The organism is Streptomyces sp. NPDC037013 (assembly GCF_055607265.1).
Genome location: NZ_JBVJRV010000001.1, coordinates 196,999 through 215,644, shown reverse-complemented (window position 1 = coordinate 215,644; position 18,646 = coordinate 196,999). Strand labels below are relative to the sequence as shown.

Genomic DNA, 18,646 nt, shown 5'->3' with positions numbered 1-18,646 from the left:
CGGTCTTGCCGGTCCCGCAAAAAATCCGTTCGTGCGGACGGGGTGATTCCTCAGCGCCGTCTGCGGTAGGCGCGCAGACTGAAGTGCGGGTCGGGGCGCGGCACGTCCTGGTCGGGCAGCGCCGCGAGTCCCGCCGCGAACCGGTCGGCCATCGGGCCGTCGGGCGGAATCCGGGTGAACCAGCCGCGGCGCAGGTCGTCGAGTGTGGAGCGGGGCGACCGGCCCTGCCCGTGGCCGGGGAACCGTGCCCGTCCCGCCGGGGTGAGACCGTGTTCGGCGGCGTACGCGTCCACGGCCTCGGCGCGGTCGACCGCGGGCCCCACCGGGCGCGGCGCGAGGACGGTGTCGATGTCGCTGCCCACGTCGTGCGAGGCGGCCTTGTCCACCGTCGTGACGTACACCCCGCCGGTCCGCAGGACCCGCGCGCACTCGGCGACGACCGCCGAGGCGTCCTCGGGCCCGGCGAGCAGATGCAGCAGCCACACGGTGCTGACGGCGTCGAAGGTGCCGTCGGGGAAGGGGAGCCGGCGGCTGTCGCCGAGGACGACGGCGCCCGGTATCCGCTCCGCCGCGAGCCGGGCCATGCCGTACGCGACGTCCACGCCCGTCACCCGCAGCCCCGGCCGGGCGGCGAGACGCCGGGTGACGAGAGCGGTGCCGCAGGCGACGTCGAGGAGTGTGCCGGTGTCGGCGGGGAGCAGGCCGAGGACCGCGTCGGCGGCCGCCTCGGCGCGGGGCTCACCGCCGCGTGAGGCGTCGTACCGCTCGGCTTCCTTGCTGTAGTTCAGCACAGGGCGCTCATTCCGCGCCGTGGCCGGGGGCCAACCCCTCGACCCTGCGGGCGAGTTCGAAGTCGAGGGCGGTGAGCGCGCCGCCCGCGCTGTGCGTGTTCACGGCCAGGGTGACGGTGTTGTAGCCGAGCGTCAGGTCCGAGTGGTGGCCGAGCTCTTCCTGCGTCTGGGCGATGTGGACGACCAGGCCGGTGGCCGCGAAGTGCGAGCCGAGCCGGTAGGAGCGGGTGATCCTGCCGTCCTCCACGGACCAGCCGGGCAGTTCGGCGAGGCGGTCCTCGATCTCCTTCTGCGAGAGCGGTTCGGGGGCCATGGGGCACACTCCTTGTCCAGCGACGGGGTCCGGTGGCCGGGCCCGGTGACGGGGTTCAGTGACGGGTTCAACGGCGGCTCTCTAGTGACGAGCCGGTCTCCGGCTCACCTTGCCACAAACTGTTTCGATTACCGTCTACGTATGACAACCGCCGCGCCCGCCAAGGGGAACATCAGAGGCAAGGCCAAGGGGACCAGCAACGACAACGCCGCCGGAGTGGGCCCGCTCCTGCGCGGCTGGCGCGAGCGCCGCAAGGTGAGCCAGCTGGAGCTGGCGCTGCGGGCCGACTCGTCCGCCCGGCACATCAGCTTCGTCGAGACGGGCCGTTCGCGGCCGAGCGAGGAGTTCCTGCTGCGCCTCGCCGACCACCTCGACGTCCCGGTGCGGGAGCGCAACTCGCTTCTCCTGGCGGCCGGTTACGCGCCGCGCTTCCGGGAGACCCCGCTCGACGATCCGTCCATGGGCACCCTGCGCGAGGGTCTTGAACAGCTCCTGGCCGGTTACGAGCCCTATCCCGCCCTGGTCGTCGACGCGACGTACGACGTGATCGCGGCCAACCGCGGCATCGCGATGATGCTCGACGGGATCCCCGACCACCTCCTGGCGCCGCCCCTGAACGCGATGCGGCTGACGCTCCACCCGGAGGGCCTCGCCCCGAGGATCCGCAACCTGCGGGAGTGGCGGGGGCACCTGCTGCACCAGATGGAGCGGCAGATCGCCCTGCAGCGTTCGGACGCGCTGCGGGAGGTGTACGAGGAGGTCGCGGCGTATCCGGTGGCGGATCCCGGGGTGGACGCCTTCGCGCCGGGGACGGACGTGCCCTACTTCGCGCTGCCACTGCGGATCGAGCACGACGGGCAGGTGCTTTCGTTCATCTCGTCGATCTCGACGTTCAACACCCCGATGGACGTGACGGTCGCCGAGCTGGCCATCGAGACGCTGCTCCCGGCCGACCCGGCGACGGTCAAGTACTTGCAGACGCACATGCCCTAGCGGGCGCACCTTTCCGGCGGCCGGGCGCGCCCCGGGGACAGCGCCCGCGGTTGCGGATTCAGCCCCTGACCGCCCGCAGCGCCCCGTACTGGAGCGCTGCGAAACCGGCCACGACCACGGCCTGGAGCGGGATCCACACCGCTCCGGCCGTGCCGGGCGAGAGCCAGGCGAAGAGCGCGACGACGCTGAGCACCGCCCACGCGGCGTTCATCTCGATGACCGCGCGCACCCCGAACGTCGGCGGGCTCTTGCGCGCGGCGAGGTAGCCGACGCCGGCGGCGTACAGGGTGAGGAACACGCCGACGCCGAGGAGCAGCCCGGAGCCGACACCGAGGAGGTCGCCGAGGGGACCGGAGGCGGCGGCGTACGCGACGCCGTTCCCGGCGGTCACGACGGCGTCGAGGCCGAGGAAGCGGCGCAGCATCGTCGTCGGGTCGGTGGTGCGGGCGAGCGAGGCGAGCGGGTACGCGGACGTGGCCATGACGGATTACCTCCGGGCGGAGAACGGGTTCGGGAGCCGGATCCGGTCCGGAGTGCGCCGGACCGGATCCGTTGCCCTCACTCTGCCGGGCGCCCGAGCCGGGGTCGATTACGTGCGGGGTAATGCCGGGCCGCTCCCCCGGCAACCCGTACGGCGGCGGCCGACAGGTGCCCCGTGCCGCGCGCGCCTAGGTTCGGGGGGAGGCAGACCTAGGGAGCTCCACGGTGACTGAGACGACCGAGCCCGCCGCCGCCCTGCTGCGGGCGGGGAAGTTCTTCCGGCGCGGCACTACCGCCCCCGACCTGCACAGCGTGCGGCTGACCGGCGGCCGGGACGCGGACGCCTTCTACCGGGACCGATGGAGCCACGACAAGGTCGTGCACTCCACGCACGGCGTGAACTGCACCGGCTCCTGCCGTTGGAAGGTGTACGTCAAGGACGGCATCATCACGTGGGAGACGCAGGCGACGGACTACCCGAGCGTCGGCCCCGACCGTCCCGAGTACGAGCCGCGCGGCTGTCCCCGGGGCGCCGCGTTCTCCTGGTACACCTACTCCCCCACCCGCGTCCGCTACCCGTATCTGCGCGGTGTCCTCGTCGACATGTACCGGGAGGCGAAGGCGCGGCTGAAGGACCCGGTGCTGGCCTGGGCGGACATCCAGAATGACCCCGAGCGCCGCCGGACGTACCAACAGGCGCGCGGCAAGGGCGGGTTGGTGCGGGCGACCTGGGACGAGGCCGTCGAGATCATCGCGGCCGCGCACGTCCACACCATCAAGACGTACGGGCCCGACCGGGTCGCGGGCTTCTCCCCCATCCCCGCGATGTCGATGGTCTCGCACGCGGCCGGCGCCCGCTTCATGAGCCTCATCGGCGCGCCGATGCTCTCCTTCTACGACTGGTACGCGGACCTGCCGGTCGCCTCGCCGCAGGTCTTCGGCGACCAGACCGACGTGCCGGAGTCGGGCGACTGGTGGGACGCCGCGTATCTGATGATGTGGGGCTCCAATGTGCCGGTGACGCGGACGCCCGACGCGCACTGGATGGCCGAGGCGCGTTACCGCGGCCAGAAGGTCGTGGTCGTGGCGCCCGACTACGCCGACAACGCCAAGTTCGCCGACGAGTGGCTGCATCCGCACCCGGGCACCGACGGGGCGCTGGCCATCGCGATGGGGCACGTGATCCTCAAGGAGTTCTTCGTCGACCGCACGACGGAGTTCTTCACGGACTACGTCCGCAGGTTCACCGATCTGCCCTTCCTGGTGACGCTCACCGAGAAGGACGGCGCGTACGTGCCGGCGAAGTTCCTGCGCGCCAGCGATCTCGGCGACGAGGGCGAGGGCGGCGACTGGAAGACGGCGGTGCTCGACGAGAACACCGGCCGCCCCGCCGTCCCGAACGGCTCGCTCGGCTTCCGCTGGACCGACTCCGGCAAGGGCAGGTGGAACCTTGAACTCGGCGCCATCGCGCCGCAGTTGTCCCTGTACGGCTCGGACGTGGCGACCGGCGTCGAGGTGCTGCTGCCCCGCTTCGACACGGAGGGCGGCACGCACGGCCAGGGCCGCGGCGAGGTGGTGCGGCGCGGCGTGCCCGCCACCCGGCTCGGCGGGCAGGACGGGCCGCTGGTCACCACGGTCTTCGATCTGCTGCTCGCCCAGTACGGGGTGGGGCGCGAGGGTCTGCCGGGCGCCTGGCCCGCCTCGTACGAGGACGGCACGCAGCCCGGCACGCCCGCCTGGCAGGAGGCCCACACCTCCGTGCCCGCCGCCAAGTGCGTCAAGATCGCCCGGGAGTTCGCGGCGACGGCGGAGAAGTCCCGCGGCCGCTGCATGATCCTCATGGGCGCGGGCACCAACCACTGGTTCCACTCGGAGACGATCTACCGGTCCTTCCTGGCGCTGCTCCAGCTCACCGGCTGCCAGGGCCGCAACGGCGGCGGCTGGGCACACTACGTCGGGCAGGAGAAGTGTCGCCCGGCGACCGGCTGGGCGACGCTCGCGAGCGCCAACGACTGGAGCAGGCCGCCGCGGCAGATGATCGGCGCCGCGTACTGGTTCCTCAACACCGACCAGTGGCGTTATGACAGGTTCGCCGCGGACGTGCTCTCCTCCCCGCTCGGCGAGGGCCGGTTCGCGGGGATGACGGGCGCCGACTGCCTCGCCCTGTCCACGCGCTCCGGCTGGATGCCCTCGTACCCGACCTTCGACCGCAACCCCCTCGATCTGGGCGAGATGCCCGGCGATCCGGTGGCGGGCGTCGTCGACGAACTCAAGGCGGGCACGCTCAAGTTCGCCTGCGAGGACCCGGACGCGCCGGAGAATTGGCCGCGCGTCCTGACGCTGTGGCGCGCCAACCTCCTCGGCTCGTCCGCGAAGGGCGCCGAGTACTTCACCAAGCACCTGCTCGGCACGCACTCCTCGCTGCGCGCCGAGGAGGCGGTGCCCGGCGAGCGCCCCTCGACGGTGACCTGGCGGGATCAGGCGCCCGAGGGCAAGCTCGACCTGCTCGTCTCGCTGGACTTCCGCCAGACGTCCTCCACGCTCCTCTCCGACGTGGTGCTGCCCGCGGCCACCTGGTACGAGAAGCACGACCTGTCGACCACCGACATGCACCCCTACGTGCACTCGTTCACGCCGGCCGTCGACCCGCCCTGGCAGGCCCGCACCGACTTCGACACCTTCCGCGCCATCGCCGACCGGCTCAGCGAACTGGCTGTGGACCACCTGGGCGTGCGCAAGGACGTCGTCGCCACCGCGCTCCAGCACGACACCCCGGGCGAGACCGCGCAGCCCGGCGGCGTGGTCCTGGACTGGCGCAAGGGCGAGTGCGAGCCGGTGCCGGGCAGGACGATGCCGAACCTGACGGTCGTGGAGCGCGACTACACCGCGATCGGCGCGAAGTTCGCCGCGCTCGGCCCGCTGGTGGAGAAGCTCGGGCTGCCGGTGAAGGGGATCTCGTTCAATCCCGACCATGAAGTCGACGAGTTGCGCGAGCGCAACGGCGTCGTGCGCGGCGGACCGGCCGACGGGCGCCCCGCCCTGGACACGGCGGTGAAGGCCGCCAACACGATCCTCGCGCTCTCCGGCACGACCAACGGCCGCCTGGCCACGCAGGGTTTCCACACCCTGGAGGCGCGCACCGGCCAGGAGATGGCGCACCTGGCCGCCGAGCACGAGGGCAAGCGCATCACGTACGCCGACACGCAGGCCGCGCCCGTCCCGGTGATCACCTCGCCGGAGTGGAGCGGCAGCGAGTCCGGCGGGCGCAGGTACACGGCGTTCACACTCAACACCGAGCACCTCAAGCCCTGGCACACGCTCACCGGGCGCCAGCACTTCTTCCTCGACCACGACTGGATGCACGAGCTGGGCGAGGCGATGCCCGTCTACCGGCCGCCGCTGGACATGAACCGGCTCTTCGGCGAGCCACGGCTCGGCCCGGACGGGGAGAAGGAGGTGACGGTCCGTTACCTCACCCCGCACAACAAGTGGTCGATCCACTCCGAGTACCAGGACAACCTCTTCATGCTCTCGCTCTCCCGCGGCGGCCAGTGCATCTGGATGGCACCGCAGGACGCGGACGCGATCGGCGTCAAGGACAACGACTGGATCGAGGCCGTCAACCGCAACGGCGTGGTGGTGGCCCGCGCGATCGTCTCGCACCGCATGCCGGCCGGCACGGTCTTCATGCACCACGCGCAGGAACGCACCGTGAACGTCCCCAAGGCGGAGGCCACCGGCAGACGCGGCGGCATCCACAACTCGCTGACCCGCCTCATCCTCAAGCCGTCCCATCTCATCGGCGGTTACGCGCAGTTGTCATGGGCGTTCAACTATCTCGGCCCGACGGGCAACCAGCGCGACGAGGTGACGGTCATCCGCCGTCGCGGCCAGGAGGTGCAGTACTGATGCCCCGAGGCGAAGCCACCGGCGGACGACGCGTCATGGCCCAGATCGCGATGGTCATGAACCTCGACAAGTGCATCGGGTGCCACACCTGCTCGGTCACCTGCAAGCAGGCGTGGACCAACCGCGACGGCATGGAGTACGTCTGGTTCAACAACGTCGAGACCCGGCCGGGACAGGGCTATCCGCGCCGCTACGAGGACCAGGAGAAGTGGCGCGGCGGCTGGGAGCTGAACAAGCGCGGCGACCTCAAGCTGAAGAACGGCGGCCGGATCAAGTCGCTCCTGGAGATCTTCTCCAACCCCAAGCTGCCGGAGATCAAGGACTACTACGAGCCCTGGACGTACGAGTACCGCAATCTCACCGACGCCCCGCTCGGCGACGACTACCCGGTGGCCGAGCCGCGCTCCCTGATCTCCGGCAAGCCCATGAAGATCGAGTGGTCGTCGAACTGGGACGACAACCTCGGCGGCACCACCGAGCACGGCCATCTGGACCCCATGGTCGCCAAGACCCGCCAACAGGCTGCCGACAAGGTGAAGTTCGCCTTCGAGCAGACCTTCATGTTCTATCTGCCGCGGATCTGCGAGCACTGCCTCAACCCGGCGTGCGTGGCGTCCTGCCCGTCCGGCGCGATGTACAAGCGGTCGGAGGACGGCATCGTCCTCGTCGACCAGGACCACTGCCGGGGCTGGCGCAAGTGCGTGACGGGCTGCCCGTACAAGAAGGTCTACTTCAACCACCGCACCGGCAAGGCCGAGAAGTGCACCATGTGCTACCCGCGAATCGAGGTGGGCCTGCCGACGGTCTGCTCCGAGACGTGCGTGGGTCGGCTGCGCTACCTCGGCGTGATCCTGTACGACCCGGACAAGGTGACGGCGGCGGCCTCCGAGCCCGACGAACACAGGCTCTACGAGGCGCAGTTGGGGGTCTTTCTCGACCCCGACGACCCGGAGGTGCGCCGCGACGCCGAGCGGTCCGGGATCACCCACGACTGGATCGAGGCGGCGCGCCGCTCCCCCGTGCACGCGCTGATCAGCACGTACAAGGTGGCGCTCCCCCTGCACCCGGAGTACCGCACCATGCCGATGGTCTGGTACATCCCGCCGCTCTCCCCGGTGGTGGATGCGCTCACCGAGACCGGCCACGACGGGGAGGACCTGGGCAATCTGTTCGGCGCCATCGACACGCTGCGCATCCCCCTCGAATACCTCGCGGAGATCTTCACGGCGGGCGACGTTGGCCCGGTGCGCGCCTCGCTGGAGAAGCTGGCGGCCATGCGGGCCCACATGCGGGCCATCAACCTCGGTGACCGGCCGGACGGTTCGGCCGCCGCCGCGGTGGGGATGTCGGGCCCCCAGATCGAGGAGATGTACCGGCTGCTGGCCATCGCCAAGTACGAGGACCGGTACGTCATCCCGACCGCGGCCGTCGCCGACGCCCAGCGCCTGGAGGAATCGGCGCTCCCGGACTCCTGCAGCCTCGACTACGAGGGCGGGCCCGGCATGGGCGACGACGGACCGTTCGGGCAGGACTCCGGCCGCAGACAGCTGCCGCTGGTCACCATCGAGAACTTCCACACGCTGCGGGCCCGGCAGACAGCCGACGAGGAGCCCAGCGCGGTCGAGAAGGCCCACGCCGCCAGGGAAGAGGACGACAAGTGACCCGCCACACCCTGCTCTACCAGGCCGCCGCGCTCTGCCTCGCCTACCCCGACGACGAGTTCCGCGAGCGGTTGCCGCTGCTGACCGCGGCCGCGCCCCCGGAGCTCGGCGGCTTCCTCGAGTACGCCGCGACCACCGGGCCCCGCGAACTCGCCGCGCACTACGTGCAGGTCTTCGACTTCAAGAACCGCCACAGCCTGTACCTGAGCTGGTGGCGGGAGGGCGACACCCGGCGGCGCGGCATGGCCCTGGTCCGCTTCAAGGAGGTCTACCGGGAACACGGCCTGGAATTCACCGGCGAGGAGCTGCCTGACTTCCTGCCCGCGGTCCTGGAGTTCTCCGCGCAGGCGGGGCCGGTGCTCCTCACCGAGCACCGCAGCGGTCTCGAACTGCTGCGGATCGCGCTCACCGACGTCGGCACGCCCTACGCGGCGGTCGTCGAGGCGGTGTGCGCGACGCTGCCGGGCCCCTCGCCCAAGGACCGCGCCGAGGCGCTGGCCCTGGCCCGCTCCGGGCCGCCGCGCGAGGACGTCGGCCTCCAACCCTTCGCACTCATCGGGGAGCGCCCGTCATGAAAACGCTGCTGTGGGGCGTGCTCCCCTACGTCGCCTTCGTCCTGCTCGTCGCCGGCATCGTCTGGCGCTACCGCTACGACAAGTTCGGCTGGACGACCCGTTCCTCCCAGGTCTACGAGTCGAAGCTGCTGAACATCGCGTCGCCGATGTTCCACTACGGCATCCTCTTCGTGCTCGTCGGCCATCTGATGGGCCTGTTCGTGCCGGAGTCGTGGACGGACGGCGTCGGCCTGAACGAGAGCACGTACCACAAGCTGTCGCTGTGGGGCGGCACGGCGGCGGGCGCCCTCGCGGTGCTCGGCATCCTGATGCTGCTCTACCGCCGCCGCACCAACGCGCCGGTATTCCGGGCGACCACCGTCAACGACAAGGTGATGTACGTCGTGCTGCTGGCGGCGATCGTCATGGGCATGTGGGCCAAGCTGACCAACTCCGGCCTGGAGGAGGGGTACAACTACCGCGAGTCGCTCGCCCCGTGGTCCCGCAGCCTGTTCACCCTCCAGCCCGACGTGGACCGCATGGTGGGCGTCCCGCTCACCTTCCAGATCCACGCCGTCATCGGCATGCTGCTCTTCGCGCTGCTGCCCTTCACCCGGCTGATCCACATGTTCAGCGCGCCGGTGCAGTACCTCTTCAGGCCGTACGTGGTCTACCGCAGCCGGGACCCGAAGCGGGTCGGGGCGCGGCCGGAGCGGCGGGGCTGGGAGCGGACGGGTTCGTGAGCCCGGCCGCTCCCCCGCCGTCTACTGCGTGCCGCCCTTGTTCCGGTCGTCCTCGTCCACGATCTCGGCGTCCACCACGCTCTCCTCGGCGCCGGCCTCCGTGGGCGGCTGCTCCGGGGCGCCCTCACCGGCGGCCGCGTACATGGCCTGGCCCATCTTCTGGCTCACCGCGGCCAACTTCTCGATGCCGGCGCGCAGGGCCTTCGTGTCGTCGGGCCGGTCCTTGAGGAGTTCCTTCAACTCGGCTGCTGCGGAACCCACTTCGTCTTTCGTCCCGGCGGGCACCTTGTCGCCGCTGTCCCGCAGGAACCGCTCCGTCTGGTAGACGAGCTGCTCCGCCTGGTTGCGGGTCTCCGCCGCCTCCCGGCGCCTGCGGTCCTCCTCCGCGTGCTCCTCGGCCTCCCGCACCATGCGGTTGATGTCGTCCTTGGGCAGCGCGGAGCCGCCGGTCACGGTCATGCGCTGCTCACGTCCGGTGGCCTCGTCCTTCGCCGAGACGTGCATGATGCCGTTGGCGTCGATGTCGAAGGTGACCTCGATCTTGGGGACGCCGCGCGGCGCGGGCGGCAGCCCGGTCAGGTCGAAGACGCCGAGCTTCTTGTTGTACGCGGCGATCTCCCGTTCGCCCTGGAAGACCTGGATGCCGACCGATGGCTGGTTGTCCTCGGCGGTGGAGAAGGTCTCCGAACGCCGGGTGGGGATGGTGGTGTTGCGCTCGATGAGCTTGGTCATGATGCCGCCCTTGGTCTCGATCCCGAGGGAGAGCGGCGTCACGTCGAGCAGCAGGACGTCCTTGACGTCGCCGCGGATCACCCCGGCCTGCAGGGCGGCGCCGAGCGCCACGACTTCGTCGGGGTTGACTCCTTTGTGCGGGTCCTTGCCGGTGAGTTCCCTGACCAGGTCCGTCACCGCGGGCATCCGCGTGGAGCCGCCCACCAGGATCACGTGGTCCACGGCGGAGAGCTTGACGCCCGCGTCCTTCACCGCTTGGTGGAAGGGTTCCTTGCAGCGGTCGAGCAAGTCAGCGGTGAGCTCCTGGAACTGAGCGCGCGTCATTTTCTCGGCGAGGTGCAGCGGGCCCTCCGCCGACGCCGTGATGTACGGCAGGTTGATGTCGGTCTCGCTCGACGAGGAGAGCTCGATCTTCGCCTTCTCGGCCGCTTCGCGCAGGCGCTGGAGCGCCATCTTGTCCTTGCCGAGGTCCACACCGTGCCCATTCTTGAACTGGCGCACCAGGTACTCGACGATCCGCTGGTCCCAGTCGTCGCCGCCGAGCCGGGTGTCCCCGTTGGTGGCCTTCACCTCGATGACCCCCTCGCCCATCTCCAGGAGCGAGACGTCGAAGGTGCCCCCGCCGAGGTCGAAGACGAGGACCGTCTCGTCCTCGCCCTTGTCGAGGCCGTACGCGAGGGCCGCCGCCGTCGGTTCGTTGATGATGCGCAGGACGTTGAGCCCGGCGATCTCACCGGCCTCCTTGGTGGCCTGGCGCTGGGTGTCGTCGAAGTACGCGGGGACCGTGACCACCGCGTCGGTGACGTCCTCGCCGAGGTAGGACTCGGCGTCGCGCTTGAGTTTCTGCAGGACGCGCGCGGACAGCTCCTGCGCGGTGAGGCGGGTGCCGTCCACGGAGCCCTCCTCCGGGAAGCGCCAACCGCCGTCGCCCATATGGCGTTTGACGGAGCGCGCGGTGCGCTCCACGTTGGTGACCGCCTGCCGCTTGGCGACCTCGCCCACCAGGACGTCGCCGTTCTTCGCGAACGCGACGACCGAGGGGGTGGTGCGCGCCCCCTCCGCGTTGGCGACGACGGTGGGCTCACCGCCCTCCAGTACGGCCACCACTGAGTTCGTCGTCCCGAGATCGATCCCGACCGCACGTGCCATGATCCAGTCCCTTCCGCCGCGAGCTCACGTCCCCCGTATCCAGGTCTACTCCGTTCTCCATCACAAAACTTGAGCGGGTTCTTGTCAATGCCGTACACGACAATGCCGCCACCCCGAAGGGGGTGACGGCAGCGTCAACGGGCGCTGGCTCAGGCCAGCTTGGCCGAAAGCGTGATGGTCGTGCCCGAGAGCGCCTGGCTCACCGGGCAGTTGGCCTTGGCGTCCTCGGCGGCCGAGACGAAGGCGGCCTCGTCGAGGCCCGGGACCTCACCCTCGACGGTGAGGTGGATGCCGGTGATGCCGGTGCCGGGCTGGAAGGTCACGTCGGCGGAGGTGGTGAGCCGGGTGGGCGGGGTGCCCGCGCCGGTCAGGCCGTGCGACAGCGCCATCGAGAAGCAGCTGGAGTGCGCGGCGGCGATCAGCTCCTCCGGGCTGGTCTTGCCGTTGGCCTCTTCGGCGCGCGACGGCCAGGACACCGCCTGCTCCCCGATGCCGGAGGAGTCGAAGGTGACGGTGCCCGAGCCCTCCGTCAGAGAGCCTTCCCAGACCGTGTGCGCGGAGCGCGTGGTTGCCACGATGCAGTTCCCTTCAATGCGGTTCCGTGAATCGGCGCGGTTCCGTGGTCGGAAGTCCCGCGGCCACCATCCGATCACACTCCGCGCCGGGCGCGGAGTACGCGACTGGTTCCGGGGCACTCGGAATCGCGTCACGCAAGACTGGAACGCGACCCCCGAGGAGTATGACCATGTCGTTCTACGGCAACCCGTCAGCGACTTCCGGTTCCCGCACGAACGGCCTCGCGGTGGCCGGACTCGTCTGCGGCATCGTCGGCGTGTTCTTCTTCAGCGTCGTGCTCGGACCGCTCGCGATCATCTTCGGCGCCGTCGCCCTGCGCCAGCACCGGGGCAGCGAGGGCATGGCGAAGGCGGCCCTGGTCCTGGGCATCGTGGACGTGATCCTCTTCATCGTGCTGCTGAGCGTCGCCGCGTCCGGCGGCTTCAGCTGGTACATCGGCGGCTGACCCGGCCCCGGGACGCGGCGCGGCTCACGAGAACGCCTTCACGCGCGCGAGCTCCTTGAGCGCGACCCGCGCCGCGGGCGTGCCGGCCGGCGTCTGCCAGTAGGGATGCGCGGCGATCAGCCGGGAGAGGCCGAGCAGCCGCCTCCGGTGCGCGGCCGTCCCGTCGACGGCCGCGGTGGCGAGCTGCCCGTACGTGACATACCAGGCTGTCTGGGCCTCCAGGAGGTCCGTGGGGAAGGCGTTGCGGTCCATTCCCAGATTAGAGCACCTGTTCGATTTTTTGGGCAAGGCGGCGGCTGGTGCGCGGAGCCCCTCGGGGTGAGAAACGGGCCGCGCCGGGTCAGCGGGGTGTTCGAGCAGGGGCCGCAGGTGCGCGTCGGCCGGATCCGAACACGTTGTGTGCGGCGGCGCGCCACAGAGGCCCCTGGGGTGCGGGAACGGGCCCGTGACGTGGGGCCTATGGCCGGAATGGCAACTGGGCAAGGCGCGGCCGCGGTGACACTTTGAGGCCCCTCGCGCAGGACAGCGAGGAGATCGTCTCAGGGGGTAGGCCCATGCGCATCAACTACTCGGACCGCGGTCCGTCGCCACTCGAACCGGAGAAGCCCGGCGCCGCCGGCGACCGGGACTCGACCTTCGGCTGGTGGGGTGCCTTCAGCATCCAGAAGTTCGTCAACCAGGCGACGCTCTACCACACGCACGAGGACGCCACCGGCTGGCTGGGGTACCTCCAGCAGTTCTACGACCGCAACTTCTGGTTCGCCGACGGCGGCGCGCAGGTGTGGGCGTACGAGGAGACGTACGACAACTGGCAGGACAGGTACGGCATGGACGCCGTCGTCGCCGTCTACCACTCCGGCCACGGCGGCATGGACGGCAACGGCGTCTTCTTCGCGCCGCTCGGTGCCGCCTGGGACGGCCGCAGCGACGCGGTCTCCAACCGGATGGCGCTCGGCAACGAGAAGGTGAACTACGTCTTCTGGTCGACGTGCGACTCGCTCAAGGTCACCGGCGGCCACTCGCCGATCCGCACCTGGGGCGGGCCCAACATCGGCTTCCGCATGCTCTTCGGCTTCGAGACCGTCTCCATCGACAGCGGCGACTACGGCAAGAAGTTCTGGGAGAAGTGGCGCTCGGGGCAGACGTACTGCGACGCGTGGCTCAATGCCAGCTGGGACATCTACCACGGCCAGGCCCCCTCGGTCTGCGCCGTCGGCGCCACCCAGGCCGAGGCCACCAACCGCCTCAACACCGAGCGGAACTTCTACCGCGAGCACGTGCCGGACACCTGGTACGCGTGGCGCTGGTACTACGCCCGCCAAGGCGTCAGGGAGCTGCTCACCCAGCTCCCCGGCCGGCAGCAGATCGTCCAGCTGGCGCCCCGGGACCCGAGCGCCGAACTCGCCTCTCTCGCAGAGCTCGCCGACTTCCCGTCGGCGGCGACGCAGGACGTGCAGATCGAGCGGATGGGCGTGCTCAGCGCGGCCTCCGGCGACCGCGTCATCTCCACCGCGCCGCAGGGCGTCCGCTGGGTGCGGCTCGCCGAGCCCAACCACCGCAACACCCAGCAGCTGCCCACCGAGCGGGCGATCGAGACGGCGCGCGGGTTCGCCGAACGGTACGCCGAGGGCGCCGAGCTGGTCGTCGACAGCGTGCACGACCTGATGCAGAACTCCGGGACGAAGGACGGCTCCGAGGTCGGACGCCCGGTCTCGCTCCAGACCCACGTCACGTTCCGGCAGGTCTTCGACGGCGTCCCCGTCATCACGCCGGGCCGCGGCCTCATCCGCGTCGGCCTCGACAACGACGGCACGCCCGTGCAGGCGCAGATCGCCACCCGCAGGCCCACCGGCGTCACCCGCGAGCCGAGCACCGAGGTGTCGCCGCCACAGCCCAAGGGCGGCACCGCGTCGGCGGCGCCGCTGGAGCGCGACCCGCGCAGGGCGCTCGACGCCGCGCAGCGCACGCTGCTCGCCCACCTCGCCGCGGTCACCGCCGGTGAGGAGAGCGGGCAGGGCGCGGCTGCGGAGCGGCAGATCGACGTCGTGGACGTGCCCGGCACGTTCGAGGTCGGCTATGAGATGGAGGGCAACGAGGCCTATCCGGCGGCCCGCAAGCTGATCGAGATCGGCACGCGGGGCAGCATGTTCAAGACCCGCCGCTGGGTCGTGGCGCCGCTCGCGAGGTAGGCGTGGCCCCGGCAAAAGGACCGGGGGTCCGGCTCAGCCGTTGACGGTGGCGGCCCGCTGCTTGCGGGCCGCCATCCACGCGTAGACGAGGACTCCCGCGAAGAGGAACAGCACGCCCTGGTAGACGGCAGCGTAACCGGAGCCCGCGACCAGCCACATGGAGAACGCGAACGCGAGCCCCGCGAGGACCGCGTCGCGCACAAGCCGCCCGCGGACGACGCGTTCGCGCTGTCCGGAGACGAGGAAGTAGATCTGCGCGGCGGTGGCGAGGAGATACGGCACGGTCGCCGTGAACGTGGTGATCAGGACCAGGGACTCGAAGACGCCGCCGGAGCCCGCCGTGTAGTTGTAGACGGTCAGCAGCGAGGCGAGGACGACGGTGACGAGGACGCCGACGGTCGGCACCCCGCGCTTCTTCCTGCCGAAGGCGCTCGGGAAGAGCCCGTCGTGGGCGGCCGCGTACGGCGTCTGGGCGCTGAGCAGCGTCCAGCCGTTGAGGGCGCCGACCATCGAGACGAGCGCGGCGACGGCGACCGCGGTGCCGCCCCAGGAGCCGCCGAACATCGCGTCGACGGCGTCGGAGAAGGGCGCGGTAGAGGCCACGAGCTTGTCGTGGGCGACGGTCCCGAAGACGGCGAGCGTGCCGAGCAGGTAGACGAGGGCGGCGCCGAGGGTGCCGAGGATGGTGGCGCGTCCGACGTTGCGCCGCGGGTCGCGCACCTCACCGGCGCTGACGGCGGCCGATTCGACGCCCAGGTAGGAGAAGAGCAGGATCGCGGCGGCGGCCGATACGGCGCCCATCGGGGTGTCGTCACTGGCCTGGAAGGGCCCGAGGTTGGCGCTGTCGAAGGAGAAGAGGCCGCCGACGGCGACGAGCAGCAGCGGCAGGAACTTCAGGACGGTGGCGACCAGTTGGACGGCGCCCACGTACCGGGTGCCCGCCAGGTTGGCGAGCGCGGGCAGGAGTTGCAGGACCAGGGCGGCCAGGCAGGCGGTCCACTTGTGGTCGCCGACGGGCAGCAGGACGTCGAGGTAGCCGACGGCGGCGACGGCCAGCGCGGCGTTCGAGACCCAGGTGGTGATCCAGTACGACCAGGCGGCGAGGAACCCCGCGAAGTCGCCGAAGGCCGCGCGGGCGTAGACGTACGGGCCGCCGGTGCGCGGGTCGCGCTCGGCGAGCCGGCCGAAGACCAGCGCGAGGGCGATGGCCCCGGCGGTCAGGACGCCGAACGCGACGAGGCTGATGGTGCCGAACGGGGCGACGGAGGCCGGCAGCAGGAAGATGCCGCCGCCGATGATGTTCCCCATCACGAGGCAGGTGGCGACCGGAAGGCTGAACCGCCGGGCGTGCCTGCTCGGGGGCTGCGCCGATTCTCCCTGGTCGGAGGCCGGAGCCGACTCTGCCACGGTTCCGGTGTCGTGCATGGGGTGGTGCGCCTCTCGTCGTGCCATGGGGCCCGGGACCGCCGGGCGGAAGCCATGGTCGGGCACGGCGGACGCTGCTCCAAATCAGTGTGTTTTGTCCTGCGCGGCGGCCTCGGGAGCCGCAAAAGCTGTGCCCGCGGGCGTATCGAACAAGGAATCGTTCACCGGTACGGTCACGGGGATCTCCGGCCCCCGGTCCGCCCCCAGCCAGCTCCGCAGCACCTGGTGGACCTGCTCGGCGCCGACCAACTCCGCCCCGTCCGCCGACGGATCGCCCAGCACGAGCGGCGACAGCAGGAACGGGCGGGCCTGCGCCCCGCCGAGCCCGCCGTGCGAACCGATCTGCTCCTCGAAGGCGAGGACCTCGCCGTCCTGCGGGTCGTACCAGGAGTTGACCATGATGTCGGCGACGTGCGGGAAGGTGTCGGTGCGCCGCACGGCGTCCGCGGCGCCCGGCCCGAAGTCGGTGAGCGGCCCGAGGTCCTCCGGATCCTCGTCCAGATACACCTCGGCGCCCCGCGCCCCGAGCACCAACGCGCCCCGCCTGGCACTGCGTACGAGGAGGAAGCCGATCCCCGGATGGTTGGCGAGGGTGGGCAGCAGTGCCGGATGGCGGCGGTCGATCTCCTCGCGCGTCATGCGGTGCGGCACGTCGGGGAACGAGACGAGCCCGAGGTTGCCGGAGGCGAGCACGATCGGCTCGGCGCCCCGGGGCGGGCGGTGCTGGTCGGCGCCCTCCTCGACGGGCCTGCGCAGCGCGGCCCGCACGGCGGAGCGGGCCTCCGCGCCGCTGTGGGTGTGCTGCGCCTTGCGCGGCACGGGCAGTCCGCAGCCGGCCCGGACCAGATCGCCCAGGGTGAGGCCGTAGCGGGCGCGGAACGTCTCGCCGGGGCTCTGTCCGTGGTCGGAGAGGACCACGATCCGGTAGGCGCGCGGCGCGTGCTCGGCGACCTGGGCGAGCAGCGCGAGGGAGCGGTCCAGGCGCCGCAGGACCTTCTCCACGTCCTTGCCGGCCGGGCCGGAGTGGTGCGCCACCTCGTCGTAGGCGACGAGGTCGGCGTAGACCGCGCTGCGCCCGGCGAGCATGTCCCCGATGACGGCGGCGACCACGACGTCCCGCTCGACGACGGTCGCGAAGGCGCGGATGAACGGGTAGAGGCCGCCGCGGCTCACCCGCGGACGGCGCCGCTCCAGGCGTGCGCGCGTGGACTCGCCGATCTCGCGGAAAACCTCGGCGACGAAGGAGAGGGCGGTGCGGACGGCGTTGGCGGGGTCGGAGAAGTAGGCGAAGTACCCGGCCCGTGACCGGTTCTCCTTGCCGCGTCTGGCCGCGATCGACAGCACGAGGGCAAGCTGCTCGGCGCCGCCGCTGAAGAGGTTGCCGCGGCTCGCGCCGTCGACGGTCAGGAGCCCGCCGTCACCGGTGCGGCGCACGGCCCGGCGCTGCAGCTCCGCGGCGGAGGCGGGCCGGTTGCTGACCATGACCTCGCCGGTGTCCTTCTCGTACCAGCGGAAGGCGGGGACGTCGTGGTTGGAGCCGTGCAGGATGCCGAGCTGGCTGGCGCCGGTCTGGCTCGACCAGTCGGTGCGCCAGGGTGTCAGGCGGTGCGAGGGCGGGGTGCCGTCCGCGCCGAGCCAGCGGGCGACGGTGGGCATGACGCCCTTGGTGACGGCGGCGGTGAGGACGTCGTGCCCGACCCCGTCGAGCTGGATGAAGACCGTGCCGGGGGTGAGGGGGCCGGGGCCGCCGCCGGGGATGCTTCCCCGGCGTCTGCGGCGGTCGGCGAGGCGGTACAGCCTGCGCCGGTAGGCGTCGTCGTCCCGGACGGCGAGGGCGCCGCCGGTGGCCGAGGCGACGGCGGACATCACCGCGGCGACGACGACGGCGGTCTCGGCCCCAGCCTCGCCGCGGCCCTCCGGGATGAGGCTGAGGGCGAGCAGGAGCAGCGATCCGTTGAGGAAGAAGGCGAGCAGGCCGAGGACGAGGGCGGGCACGAGCAGCAGGGCACGTACGAGGAGCGGCCAGACCAGCACCGACAGCAGGCCGAAGGCGCCGGCGCCGAGGGCCGCGGTGACCGCGATGCGGGTGGCGCTGTCACCGGAGTCCGACTGGAGCTTGAAGTCGGGGAGGATCCCGGCGAGCACGAGCATGGTGAGCGTGCTGACGGCCCATACGGCGACCACGCGCCCCAGCGCGCGGCCCACGCTGCGCCATCGACCCTGCCCCACGCCTCGCCCCTTCACGTTCCACCCCGAACCGGCCCCCAGCCTGACACAGCACGCCGCGGCGGCCGCCGACTCCCCCGATCATGCCCTGCCGACGGCGCACTCACCTGATTGCGTGACCCCGCTCGCGGCCCACGACGGGGGCGACAAGACTCGGCAGCGCCATTCGAACGGCCCCCATGGAGGACGACCCCATGCCAACCACCACTTCGCTCCGGCAGGCGGCGACCCGCGCCACCACCGCCGTCGTGATCACCACGGGACTGCTCGTCATGGGCATCACGACCGCCCACGCCGACGAGGCCCCGCAGCCGCCCCCGGCCCCCGGGCAGAAGACGGACCTGCTCAGCGGTCTGCTCTCGCAGCTGACCGACGTCCTCGGCGGCCTCCTCAACGGGGGCGGGCTCAACACGATCCTGCCGAAGGGTCTGCTGGGAGGCTGACCGGCCCCACCGGCACG

16 protein-coding genes are annotated in these 18,646 nt (G+C 71.3%); 8 read left to right on the top strand and 8 right to left on the bottom strand.

Features of this window, described 5'->3' with window-relative positions; genetic code table 11:
- Window positions 1-50: 50 nt before the first annotated feature.
- Both ACZ7DY_RS00970 and ACZ7DY_RS00965 read right to left on the bottom strand, forming a co-directional pair.
- A complete protein-coding gene (locus ACZ7DY_RS00970; protein WP_471128306.1) occupies window positions 51-791 on the bottom strand; it encodes a class I SAM-dependent methyltransferase in 741 nt (246 codons plus the stop codon).
- Window positions 792-798: 7 nt separating this feature from the next.
- Entirely contained in the window at window positions 799-1,104 is a 306-nt protein-coding gene (locus ACZ7DY_RS00965) for a 4a-hydroxytetrahydrobiopterin dehydratase (RefSeq protein ID WP_471128303.1), read from the bottom strand.
- 141 nt (window positions 1,105-1,245) lie between these two features.
- Between ACZ7DY_RS00965 and ACZ7DY_RS00960 the strand changes: the two genes are divergently transcribed.
- Window positions 1,246-2,097 carry a helix-turn-helix domain-containing protein gene (locus ACZ7DY_RS00960; RefSeq protein WP_471128300.1) on the top strand — a complete coding sequence of 284 codons (852 nt, stop codon included), beginning with the start codon at window positions 1,246-1,248 and terminating at the stop codon, window positions 2,095-2,097.
- Window positions 2,098-2,155: 58 nt separating this feature from the next.
- On the opposite strand, the gene ACZ7DY_RS00955 is transcribed toward ACZ7DY_RS00960, so the two are convergent.
- A complete protein-coding gene (locus tag ACZ7DY_RS00955; RefSeq protein ID WP_471128298.1) occupies window positions 2,156-2,578 on the bottom strand; it encodes a hypothetical protein in 423 nt (140 codons plus the stop codon).
- Window positions 2,579-2,802: 224 nt separating this feature from the next.
- Here ACZ7DY_RS00955 and ACZ7DY_RS00950 point away from each other — a divergent pair, with 224 nt between their 5' ends.
- The 4 genes from ACZ7DY_RS00950 to narI are packed head-to-tail and all read left to right on the top strand — an operon-like array spanning window position 2,803 to window position 9,444.
- Window positions 2,803-6,486, top strand: a complete 3,684-nt coding sequence (locus ACZ7DY_RS00950) for a nitrate reductase subunit alpha (RefSeq protein WP_471128295.1) — start codon at window positions 2,803-2,805, stop codon at window positions 6,484-6,486.
- A complete protein-coding gene (gene narH / locus ACZ7DY_RS00945) occupies window positions 6,486-8,147 on the top strand; it encodes a nitrate reductase subunit beta (protein ID WP_471128293.1) in 1,662 nt (553 codons plus the stop codon). The genes ACZ7DY_RS00950 and narH overlap by 1 nt, the downstream gene beginning before the upstream one ends.
- Window positions 8,144-8,722 carry a nitrate reductase molybdenum cofactor assembly chaperone gene (gene narJ / locus ACZ7DY_RS00940; RefSeq protein ID WP_471128290.1) on the top strand — a complete coding sequence of 193 codons (579 nt, stop codon included), beginning with the start codon at window positions 8,144-8,146 and terminating at the stop codon, window positions 8,720-8,722. Before narH ends, narJ begins: the two co-directional genes overlap by 4 nt.
- A complete protein-coding gene (narI, locus tag ACZ7DY_RS00935; RefSeq protein ID WP_471128287.1) occupies window positions 8,719-9,444 on the top strand; it encodes a respiratory nitrate reductase subunit gamma in 726 nt (241 codons plus the stop codon). The genes narJ and narI overlap by 4 nt, the downstream gene beginning before the upstream one ends.
- A gap of 21 nt (window positions 9,445-9,465) precedes the next feature.
- Here narI and dnaK read toward each other — a convergent pair whose 3' ends face one another.
- The gene (gene dnaK / locus ACZ7DY_RS00930; protein WP_471128284.1) at window positions 9,466-11,325 is read right to left on the bottom strand and encodes a molecular chaperone DnaK; all 1,860 of its coding nucleotides are present in this window, start codon (window positions 11,323-11,325) and stop codon (window positions 9,466-9,468) included.
- Between the two features lie 149 nt (window positions 11,326-11,474).
- On the bottom strand, window positions 11,475-11,900 hold the full coding sequence (locus ACZ7DY_RS00925) for an OsmC family protein (RefSeq protein ID WP_471128282.1): 426 nt from the start codon (window positions 11,898-11,900) through the stop codon (window positions 11,475-11,477).
- Window positions 11,901-12,070: 170 nt separating this feature from the next.
- Here ACZ7DY_RS00925 and ACZ7DY_RS00920 point away from each other — a divergent pair, with 170 nt between their 5' ends.
- Window positions 12,071-12,346, top strand: coding sequence for a DUF4190 domain-containing protein (locus ACZ7DY_RS00920; RefSeq protein ID WP_471128280.1), 276 nt, complete (start codon window positions 12,071-12,073; stop codon window positions 12,344-12,346).
- A gap of 24 nt (window positions 12,347-12,370) precedes the next feature.
- On the opposite strand, the gene ACZ7DY_RS00915 is transcribed toward ACZ7DY_RS00920, so the two are convergent.
- Window positions 12,371-12,598, bottom strand: a complete 228-nt coding sequence (locus ACZ7DY_RS00915) for a hypothetical protein (RefSeq protein WP_471128277.1) — start codon at window positions 12,596-12,598, stop codon at window positions 12,371-12,373.
- 302 nt (window positions 12,599-12,900) lie between these two features.
- Here ACZ7DY_RS00915 and ACZ7DY_RS00910 point away from each other — a divergent pair, with 302 nt between their 5' ends.
- Complete coding sequence (locus ACZ7DY_RS00910; protein ID WP_471128274.1) at window positions 12,901-14,535, top strand: DUF6345 domain-containing protein; 1,635 nt, start codon at window positions 12,901-12,903, stop codon at window positions 14,533-14,535.
- A 33-nt stretch (window positions 14,536-14,568) separates the two neighbouring features.
- Here the strand turns inward: ACZ7DY_RS00910 and ACZ7DY_RS00905 are convergent, their stop codons facing one another.
- Both ACZ7DY_RS00905 and ACZ7DY_RS00900 read right to left on the bottom strand, forming a co-directional pair.
- A complete protein-coding gene (locus ACZ7DY_RS00905) occupies window positions 14,569-15,960 on the bottom strand; it encodes an amino acid permease (protein ID WP_471128272.1) in 1,392 nt (463 codons plus the stop codon).
- Window positions 15,961-16,044: 84 nt separating this feature from the next.
- A complete protein-coding gene (locus ACZ7DY_RS00900; RefSeq protein WP_471128270.1) occupies window positions 16,045-18,189 on the bottom strand; it encodes a phage holin family protein in 2,145 nt (714 codons plus the stop codon).
- Between the two features lie 191 nt (window positions 18,190-18,380).
- Here ACZ7DY_RS00900 and ACZ7DY_RS00895 point away from each other — a divergent pair, with 191 nt between their 5' ends.
- The gene (locus ACZ7DY_RS00895; protein ID WP_471128268.1) at window positions 18,381-18,629 is read left to right on the top strand and encodes a hypothetical protein; all 249 of its coding nucleotides are present in this window, start codon (window positions 18,381-18,383) and stop codon (window positions 18,627-18,629) included.
- The last annotated feature ends 17 nt before the right edge of the window (window positions 18,630-18,646 follow it).